Source organism: uncultured Caulobacter sp. (genome assembly GCF_937900395.1).
Classification (GTDB): Bacteria; Pseudomonadota; Alphaproteobacteria; order Caulobacterales; family Caulobacteraceae; genus Caulobacter.
Map to the genome: position 1 here is coordinate 26,075 of NZ_CALCDX010000125.1, position 8,009 is coordinate 34,083.

The 8,009-nt window shown below is 67.3% G+C and carries 11 protein-coding genes; all 11 read right to left on the reverse strand.

The window, feature by feature from the left end:
• Positions 1 to 13 precede the first annotated feature (13 nt).
• The 11 genes from Q0379_RS10565 to Q0379_RS10610 all read right to left on the reverse strand — a co-directional run bounded on the left by Q0379_RS10565 (position 14) and on the right by Q0379_RS10610 (position 7,771).
• On the reverse strand, positions 14 to 1,774 hold the full coding sequence (locus tag Q0379_RS10565) for a DUF3363 domain-containing protein (protein WP_299008089.1): 1,761 nt from the start codon (positions 1,772 to 1,774) through the stop codon (positions 14 to 16).
• Positions 1,775 to 2,012: 238 nt separating this feature from the next.
• On the reverse strand, positions 2,013 to 2,924 hold the full coding sequence (locus Q0379_RS10570) for a lytic transglycosylase domain-containing protein (RefSeq protein ID WP_299008091.1): 912 nt from the start codon (positions 2,922 to 2,924) through the stop codon (positions 2,013 to 2,015).
• Positions 2,925 to 2,928: 4 nt separating this feature from the next.
• Positions 2,929 to 3,264, reverse strand: a complete 336-nt coding sequence (locus Q0379_RS10575) for a DUF736 domain-containing protein (RefSeq protein WP_299008093.1) — start codon at positions 3,262 to 3,264, stop codon at positions 2,929 to 2,931.
• A 35-nt stretch (positions 3,265 to 3,299) separates the two neighbouring features.
• Positions 3,300 to 3,845, reverse strand: coding sequence for a S26 family signal peptidase (locus Q0379_RS10580; RefSeq protein ID WP_299008095.1), 546 nt, complete (start codon positions 3,843 to 3,845; stop codon positions 3,300 to 3,302).
• Positions 3,842 to 4,348, reverse strand: a complete 507-nt coding sequence (locus Q0379_RS10585) for a DUF2840 domain-containing protein (RefSeq protein WP_299008097.1) — start codon at positions 4,346 to 4,348, stop codon at positions 3,842 to 3,844. Before Q0379_RS10585 ends, Q0379_RS10580 begins: the two co-directional genes overlap by 4 nt.
• Positions 4,345 to 4,611 carry a helix-turn-helix domain-containing protein gene (locus tag Q0379_RS10590; protein WP_015459426.1) on the reverse strand — a complete coding sequence of 89 codons (267 nt, stop codon included), beginning with the start codon at positions 4,609 to 4,611 and terminating at the stop codon, positions 4,345 to 4,347. Before Q0379_RS10590 ends, Q0379_RS10585 begins: the two co-directional genes overlap by 4 nt.
• A 215-nt stretch (positions 4,612 to 4,826) precedes the next feature.
• Entirely contained in the window at positions 4,827 to 5,177 is a 351-nt protein-coding gene (locus Q0379_RS10595; protein ID WP_299008099.1) for a GFA family protein, read from the reverse strand.
• 31 nt (positions 5,178 to 5,208) lie between these two features.
• Positions 5,209 to 5,877, reverse strand: coding sequence for a DUF2285 domain-containing protein (locus Q0379_RS10600; protein WP_299008102.1), 669 nt, complete (start codon positions 5,875 to 5,877; stop codon positions 5,209 to 5,211).
• Positions 5,771 to 5,992 (reverse strand): DUF6499 domain-containing protein, encoded by a 222-nt coding sequence (locus Q0379_RS24200; protein ID WP_366519321.1) that lies wholly within the window; start codon positions 5,990 to 5,992, stop codon positions 5,771 to 5,773. The genes Q0379_RS10600 and Q0379_RS24200 overlap by 107 nt, the downstream gene beginning before the upstream one ends.
• Before the next feature lie 144 nt (positions 5,993 to 6,136).
• Positions 6,137 to 6,400, reverse strand: a complete 264-nt coding sequence (locus Q0379_RS10605; protein ID WP_299008104.1) for a DUF2285 domain-containing protein — start codon at positions 6,398 to 6,400, stop codon at positions 6,137 to 6,139.
• A gap of 528 nt (positions 6,401 to 6,928) precedes the next feature.
• Positions 6,929 to 7,771 carry a DUF932 domain-containing protein gene (locus Q0379_RS10610; protein ID WP_299008106.1) on the reverse strand — a complete coding sequence of 281 codons (843 nt, stop codon included), beginning with the start codon at positions 7,769 to 7,771 and terminating at the stop codon, positions 6,929 to 6,931.
• Positions 7,772 to 8,009: the final 238 nt, after the last annotated feature.

The window sequence follows — 8,009 nt, forward strand, 5'->3', positions numbered from 1 at the left end:
GAGGTCTCCTGTTTCAGATGCCGAGGCCGCGCTTGCGGCCAAGCGTCCAGTCGATCCCGCCGCCAGCGCGGACGACGCCGGACACCTGACGGCCAAGTTGCTGTTCGAGGGTGCTGGCCCAGGGCACGAGGCGGAAGCCGAGCCCGTCGTCGATCATGGCGAAGCGGCCTGACGCGAGCGTGAGGCGCTGGCGCACGACGCCGGCGATCTTTTCGCCAGAACCGGCGGGCCGATAGGCAAGCCCGGTTTCGCCCGCGATCTTCGCGCCAGCCGCGTCCAGCTCGCGCTTGCGGAGCGTGTCGAGCATCCCGCGCTCGAACACTGTCCGCTCGCCGAAGCGGCGGGCTAGCCCTGCCTTGACCAGATGGTCGGTGCGCGCGTCCATCGCGCGCCGCACCTCGGCGCCAAACCCGCCGTCCGCAACGCCGGCGCCGCGCTCGATCAGCCGATGGTCGAGCCAGGTCGCGCCGGGCGCTTTCACCTGCGCGGCAAGGTCGAGGTCGGACCGCGTTGCGAGGACCAAGGTTGGCTTCTCCTCGCCAGGCCGCGCAATCGCGCGCAGCTCGACGATGCCGCCGACCTTCGGGCTGTGCTCCAATGCCTCGATGCCCGGCAGGCGAACATGGTGGGTGCGCCCGTCCGTGCCGTCGATCACGGCATAGGCGGTGCCGGTCAGCTCGTCGTACAACCCCTTGTCGATCAGCCTGCCGGCGATCGGCTTCTCGGGCGCGCTGGTGACGACGGCGTAGCTGTCGAGGGGCCGGTCCTGCCCCCGCTCCTTGAGCGCCGCGCCGATCGTGCGGATGATGTCGCCGCGCGCGCCCAACTCGCGCAGCTTCGCTGCCGCGCCCTCCGCCACCGCCCATTGGCCCGGATCGCCCTCGGCCGCGAGCCCCATCGTCTCCAGGTGCTGCAACCGACCAACCATCAAGCGGCGGAGGCGCGGATCGTCCGGGCCGGGCCGCTCGGGGCGCAGGTCGATGACACCCAACTCGTCGGCGGAACGCTGGATCTCGGTATCGAGCCGGGTCCAGCGTTCCGCCGTCACCTCACGATCGAGAGCGCGCTGCACCTCGTGCTCGGGTTTCGGCCCCAGTTCGACGTGGGCCAGCTCCTCGGCGCGCGAACGAAGATTGTGGCTGATGTAATCGCGGGAAATGACGAGATCGCCACCCTGATCGTTGACCCCGCGCACGAGCAGATGGACGTGCGGGTTGTCGGTATTCCAGTGATCGACCGCGACCCAATCGAGCCGCGTGCCTAGGTCGGCCTCCATCTGCCGCATGAGGTCGCGGGTATATTCGCGCAGGTCGGTCAGGTCGGCGGCATCCTCCGGCGACACGATGACCCGGAAATGGTGCCGGTCATCCTTGCACCGCTCGGTGAAACCGCGATCGTCGGCGTTGTCGCCAGCCGCGTCGAACATCCGCGTCGGCGAGCCGTCGCGGGTGACGCCTTCGCGCTTCAAATAAGCGATGTGCGCGGACAGCGGCGCCGAGCGCCGGCCGGCCCGGCTGCGGGTGGTCACGGGCAGCATTTTGACCATGACGCGCCGGCCCGAGCCGAACAGGCGACTGCGGGCGAAGGTGGTGCGTCCCCGCCCGAAGGTCGATTGCGCACCACGACGCGCGCCACTGGCGCCGCCGCGCCGGCCGCCGCTGTGGATCGCGGCGACGCGGAGCACCTCGGCGACCAGGCCGCGCGCATTGCGCCCCTGCGCCTTGCTGCGCTTGGCCTTGCCGGGCCGGACGCGGAACTCGCTGTCCTCGCTCACGGCCGGGACGCTTTCGGCCAAAAATGACTTGTAGTGCCATTCGAGGCGTTGAATCTGTTGGCTTTTCCCTTCCGCGCGGCACGCGCGCCGACCGACGCCCCCACGTGAAGCCACGGAAAAGCCTCGGCTTTTCGGCTGAACGGGGCGCTGCTTATATCTTGCCCTCGTTTGTCCCTGCCGTTCTCTCCCTTCCCAGCCACTTTCCTGCTCGGGACAGATGATCGGGATGACGCGCGGATCATTGCGGTCGGCCCGCGCGGGCGCGGGGGACGAACAGCGTGTCCGCCGGCTCGCTGGCAGGCAGAGCGACGGCGCGAACTTCGCCGGATGTCGCCCCATCGGTCGGCGGATCGGGCGCGGGTTCTTCACCGTCCGACTGCCCGGATACGCCCTCGGACGCGGCGCTCGCGGTGCGGACGAACAGCGCGGCACGTCGCCAGGCGAACGGATCGCGCGGCGCGCTCACCGCCACCTCCGCAGCGCCCGTCGTGCCGACAACGGTCGTGAGCTGGGCGAGGTAGCCAATCGTCTCGGGCGGGAGCGGACGGCCGCGCGACAGGTAATCGTCGTAGCGGCCCGGTCCGGCATTGTAGGCCGCCAGCATCGCACTCGCGTTGCCGTAACGGTCGTGCATCTCGCGCAGATAGGCCGCGCCCGCCATGATGTTGTCGCGCACGTCGAAGGGGTCAGCGCCAAGGCCATGCCGCGCGCGAAGACCGGCCCAGGTCGCGGGCATGATCTGCATCAATCCCATCGCACCAGCGTGCGATACGGCGCGCGAGTTGCCGCCGCTCTCGACGCGCATCACCGCCCATATCCACGCTTCGGGGATGCCGAACCGCCGCGCGGCGTCGGCGACATGACCGGCGTAGGGATGAGCCGCCGCCGATAGCGGGGCCGGCAAATCCTGTGCTGTCGCCGCGACCGACACAGCGCCGCCGAACAGCATCACGACGGCAAACGCCACTGCCGATCCGACTCCACTCCGCCGCCAGCCTGCCAGCGTGCTCGTTGCGCTCAAGGGTGCGCGCGGAGCGCCGGCCTTCGGCCGCCCTTGACCTTCGCTGCGCGCCCCGGCCAGCCTGCGATCGAGCGGGACGGAGGGATGAGACGGCTTTCCCGCGAACAAAGGGATGATGGGAACGCGCATGGGATCAGTCCTGCTCGCGCGACTTCGGCTGACGGTTCCAGCGCAGTGACCAGGGGGACTTGTCGCCGGTGTTTTGGAACAGCGCGGCGCGGAGCGGCTGCGCGAAGGCAGGATCGTCGATGCGCAGCGAGACGTAATCCCCAGCACGCTCGCCGGTCTCGTTCCAACCCGCGCCGATTTCCGGGCCTTCGCCGCCGTCGCCGCGATGGACGCGCCAGTCCGGCGCCTTGTCGGCGTCGCTCGCCTCGGCGGGAACGATGGAAATACGGATGTCGAGCGTCGCCGTCTCGATGATGCCCTCGTAGCCGTTGGCGGTGCGGAAAAAGCTGCCGATTTGCATGGGACTCTCCTTTGGGTTGGCAGGGACAAGCGGGTTCAGCGCCACGCGAGCGGCGCGTTCGGGGTGTCACGGGTGAGGATCGGGATGGCGCGCCCGAGCACGGTCGAGGCCGGGAGCGGGCCGAAATAGCGGCCGTCCATGCTGTCGGCGTGATCGGGATTGAGCATCAGTAGCTCGCCGGCGCGCAGCGTCCGGCACCCCCACCAGACGGGCAGCGGGCGGCCTTGTCCGTCGCGCTCGCGGGCGACTACAAGGGGCCGGCCATCGACGCTCACCACGGCGCCGATCCGGCAAACAAGCTGGCCCGGCCGGGCGGCGACATGCTTCAACAGCGGCACGCGCTCGCCGAGATAACCGCGCTCTGCCAGCCACTGCGCCAACGGTGCGGGAGGCGTCACGGCGACCAGCGCGCCGACGACGGGATCACGATCGGGCTCGATCCGGTAGAGGCCGAGCGGCGCGCTGGCGCTGGCGTTCCAGATGACGCGCGGCAACGGATCGAATACCGCTACGGCGGTGAACGACATGGCGAACAGCGACGCGGCGGAAGTGGTCGCGATGGTCCAGCCTCGGCGGGTCATCGCTCGATCTCCCGGCGCTTGAGCCAGGCGCGATGACGCTCCAGCGTGTAGGGGCGCGGCTGATGTCCGGCGGCGATGCGGTTGGCGACGTGCCGCCAGTGATCGGGCGCGGCGTCGCACGGATCGACGCCGACCGTCTCGGTCGCGTCGATCGCGGTGAGCACTTGGCTGACCTTGGGCCAGCCCTCGATCTTGAGCAGGATGTCGCCGCCCGGCCGCACGAACGGCAGCGTCGTGAACGGCTCGCCCGCACCGACCACGCGCACGATGTCGATGCGCGAGCTGACCGTGCCATAGTCGTTCGCCGCCCAGCGGACGAACGCGAAGATGGCGCCGGGGCGGAAGCGGACGATGCGGCGGCGGCGGTCCACGATCTCGTCGACGGCCACGCGGCCGAACCTGATCCAGTGCTCGATCCGCTTCTCGATCCAAGTCAGCTCGACGCGCGTCATGCCGTCGTCGGACGGCTGGCGATGGCGCATGGGTGACGGCGGGACGCTCATCGCCGGCTCCGGGCGATGGCCGAGTCCGCACGCGGCATGAGGTCGTCTTGGCCGGGATCGGAGGTCGAATGCTTGATGCCGATGTCAGCCCAGGCGCGCAGGTCATCGACCGAATAGACCACCCGCCCGCCGATCCGGCGGTAGGCAGGGCCGGTTCCGAAATAGCGGTGCTTCTCTAGGGTGCGGCCGGAGAGGCCGAGGAAACGCGCGGCTTCCGGCGTGCGCAGGAAGCGGGGCGGTAGGTTGGTAGGCGTATCGGACAAGTGACGGCTCCTGCGGGCGGTGGCGGCAGGAGGCGTAATTGTCAGAATGGAGGCGGCAGGGTGGGGTATGAAGAAGTGCGGCTGCACAGATGTGACCACCCAGCAGCCGCACTGGTGGCGCCGGTACTATGCGCAACAGGAGCGGAGGTCAGCCGGGCGAGCCGTGCGTGGATACTACGTCCAGCAAGTGTGTGCGGATTGCATCCCGAACGAAGTCAGAAGCTGGCGCCGTCCACCTTCTTGATCGTCAGGCCATCGAGATCGATGGAGGGGACACAGCGCAAATTTATGGCCGCCATCGCCGCGCCCCCAGGGCCTGTGCCCGAGCCGAACGGCTGGCAACCACATTTGCTGCAAAAGCGGTGAGCGATGGAATGCTTGTTGAAATAGTAATCCGTAAGGGCATCGCTCCCTGTCGTGATGGTGAGGGCATCTGCGCCAACGAACGAGAAGAGGAAACCTTTGCGCCGGCAGTGCGAGCAATTGCAGCTTATCGCTTCCGTAGGCGGGTCTTGCGAAACTTCAAAAGCGACAACGCCACAATGACAGCTACCTTGGTACGCCATCTTCATCCTCCATCTTCCGCCGGCACCGATATTACCGGATGCTAAGTAGTTTTCGATAATCGCCGTTCGCTAGCGCGATACCGTCGCGGACTAGCCGCACGGCAAATGAGCGTGAAGCCGACATTTTCCAGTCGCTCGCAGACAGTTTGGTCGCGTCGTCGCGCCCAAGCCTGGCGGCGATCTCGCGATAGGTGGCGCCCCGCTCGCGTAGATCGAGCGCGCGGAGAATAAGGTCGAGGCGCGCCAGCCGGTACGCGGTAAGCGGCCATCCACGCGGCAACGGCCCCGGCGCTCGGCCCAGCAGGCGACGGTGGAACCGTAGCAGGCTCGCGATGCGTGTGAGGAAATCCTTGTCGAGCGGAACGATGGCCGCAAGCGGCTGGCCAGGTCTGGAATCGCGCAGCCACAGACGATGCTCGCCGGCCCCATCGGCGACGATGACATGGCGACCGTCGATCCCAGCCAGATCGGCGAGCAGTTCGCCGAGCGCACGAGGATCGACCGGGGACGCGCTGTTGAATCCTGCTGGCGCGGCGTCGAGGATGACCGTGACTGCGGTAAGTTCCGGTCGCCAAGGGACCGGCTCGGAGAGATCATCCGGCGCGGTCGCGAAAGGATAACCCCCAGCGCCGCGCGAACGTCGCCTCGGCGGCGTCCTTTGCGACGGCGCCGCTCGCGATGCGTTGCTGCATCTGCGCATGTTCGGCGCGATAGGTGTGGTTTCGCCGCAAGAACTCTGCGGCTAAATCGGCGCGCCCGAGCGCGTCGGGCATTCGGCCGGCGCGTCGCTGGCGACGCTCCGGCGGCGTCGGCATGGCATCCTCCCGCCGCGCAAACGGCGCGGTTGTGGGGGACAAAATCGTCAGGACGCCAGCATAAACTAGAGCAAAGAGCGCTCACAACTATGCCGGGAAAGCCGGCATAGAATTGCTGATTTAATTCAATATGGAAGGAAATTCTTAAGCTCTCCGAGGCCGCTCACATCCTAGAAGATGAGCGTAACCTACCTCGGTCATCCACCGAGCGCGAGCAAGATGCGTATCATGCATCACCTTCGCTCGATTGGGTTCTGCAAGCGGGTTTATACCGAAGATCGCTTCCGTAACTTCGCGCCAATCCGCCCCATCCGTCTCAGCGTCGAGGAGGCGGAGATAGTCAGCCAAGTGGCATTCATCGTACGTCGTGAGCTGCTGCGAATCAGGCGCGCGATCTTCGAAACTCATGCTGTGTTCTTCCCCCGAATATCCAGCCCCGCGTTAATCATTAGACCAAGCACGGAGCACTTTCGCCGTGCGTATTGTGCATATTGCAATGCGCCGCACGCACAGATCGATGACCGCAAATGGGAGCTGCGGTCTGCGGTGCGCCCCCGCAAACAGCTCCTGGACCCGTAGTCGGGGAGTTGGAAAACCGGATTAACTCGGTTCCTGTGACCTTTAGCCCGAGAGCCTGTTGTATACGTCACAGGCTCCCCGACCATGCTGGTCAAGGATTCGCGGCGCCGTCACGGCCGACGCTCAACCGGTTAATCCGGGGTTTCCACACCCCAGGCCGCCGCGTAGCGGCCTGAGCGCTTCATAGAGCAGCACCGGTGATTTTACCACCCAGCGCGAGCCGGGCGTGAGCCCGGCGAGCGCGCCAGTGCGACCGCGCGGACCTCGGGACGCGCGGTCGCCGCCGATCCGCCGCAGCGGATCGGCGCGAAAATGGCGAAGCCGCAGGGCCGGAGATCGGCCCTGCGGCGGCGGCGGTCAGGCGGACTTGAGGCGCTGCATCCCCTCGGCCAGCGTCCAGAGCGCGCGATTGAGCGTCACGTTCTGGTCGATGCCGTTGATGGCGCGGGTCTGGCTGCGGCGGATACGGCCTTCGGCGTTGCGCTTGCGGCCATGCAACCCGCCCCGAACGACATTCTCCTGAATGACGTTGAACGTGGTCCACAGGCTGCGGTCGGTATCCTCGCGGCGGCGCGGCTCGATAATCTGCTCCGGCGTCACCGGGCTGTCGTCCTCGCCATAGCGGGCGACAAGGCTGACTTCGCCAAGCAACCGACGCTCGTCCTCGGACAGCCGAACTTCCTTCATGGTCTCGCGGGCGTCGATCAGGCGCGGGAAGTCCTCGGCGACGGTGTAAACGCCCTCGATGATGTCATGTTGGATATTGCCCTTGTGCGGCACGCGGACCTCCTCGAACCGCTCGCCCGCAATCATGGAGTTGGTGCAAACGAACCGCAGCATCCCGGCAAACATCTGGTAGGCGCTAGTCCCGTCATGGCTGTTGACGATGATGACTTCGGCGGCCTCCGGCTTGCCGATGCCGTCATCCCGGCGCAGGCGCAGCATGTGCTTGGCGTGGCCGTGGCGGCTGCCGTCACGCGGGACCGACTGCACCGCGAAGAACGGGAACCATCCCTCCCGGCGCAGCCCCTCCACGACGTCGATGGTCGGGACATACACATACCGCTCCGACCGGCTGTCGTGCGCCTCGCGGGCGAAGATGGACGGGACGTGGCGATAGAGGGCTTCGTTGTCGAGCGCCTCCCGGCCGCTGATCTGATGGGCGTTACGGCCGAACCGGGTTGCAAGTTGATGATACATGGCTGAACTCCTTGGGCTTGGGTTTCCGCGCAGCGGAGCGCCGCGCTGAAACCCTGCCCGTCGGCGAGACCGGGGGTGCAACCGGAGTGGGCGGCTTCGCGGGGAACCGGCTGCACGGAACGCGCTCGCGCGTGGAGGAAGCTGGGCGGAAGCCGCTCCGAAGGGCGCTGGGGGCAGAGCCCCTCCATGTCCTTTTGCAAGACGTGACTCGTCAAAAGACACTCCGCGCCGCAGGCGC

Coding starts and splice junctions, on each gene's coding strand:
- Q0379_RS10570 (WP_299008091.1), bottom strand. CDS start 2,924: ATGCGCGTTCCCATCATCCCTTTGTTCGCGGGAAAGCCGTCTCATCCC.
- Q0379_RS10575 (WP_299008093.1), bottom strand. CDS start 3,264: ATGCAAATCGGCAGCTTTTTCCGCACCGCCAACGGCTACGAGGGCATC.
- Q0379_RS10580 (WP_299008095.1), bottom strand. CDS start 3,845: ATGACCCGCCGAGGCTGGACCATCGCGACCACTTCCGCCGCGTCGCTG.
- Q0379_RS10585 (WP_299008097.1), bottom strand. CDS start 4,348: ATGAGCGTCCCGCCGTCACCCATGCGCCATCGCCAGCCGTCCGACGAC.
- Q0379_RS10595 (WP_299008099.1), bottom strand. CDS start 5,177: ATGGCGTACCAAGGTAGCTGTCATTGTGGCGTTGTCGCTTTTGAAGTT.
- Q0379_RS10600 (WP_299008102.1), bottom strand. CDS start 5,877: ATGCGCAGATGCAGCAACGCATCGCGAGCGGCGCCGTCGCAAAGGACG.
- Q0379_RS24200 (WP_366519321.1), bottom strand. CDS start 5,992: ATGCCGACGCCGCCGGAGCGTCGCCAGCGACGCGCCGGCCGAATGCCC.
- Q0379_RS10605 (WP_299008104.1), bottom strand. CDS start 6,400: ATGAGTTTCGAAGATCGCGCGCCTGATTCGCAGCAGCTCACGACGTAC.
- Q0379_RS10610 (WP_299008106.1), bottom strand. CDS start 7,771: ATGTATCATCAACTTGCAACCCGGTTCGGCCGTAACGCCCATCAGATC.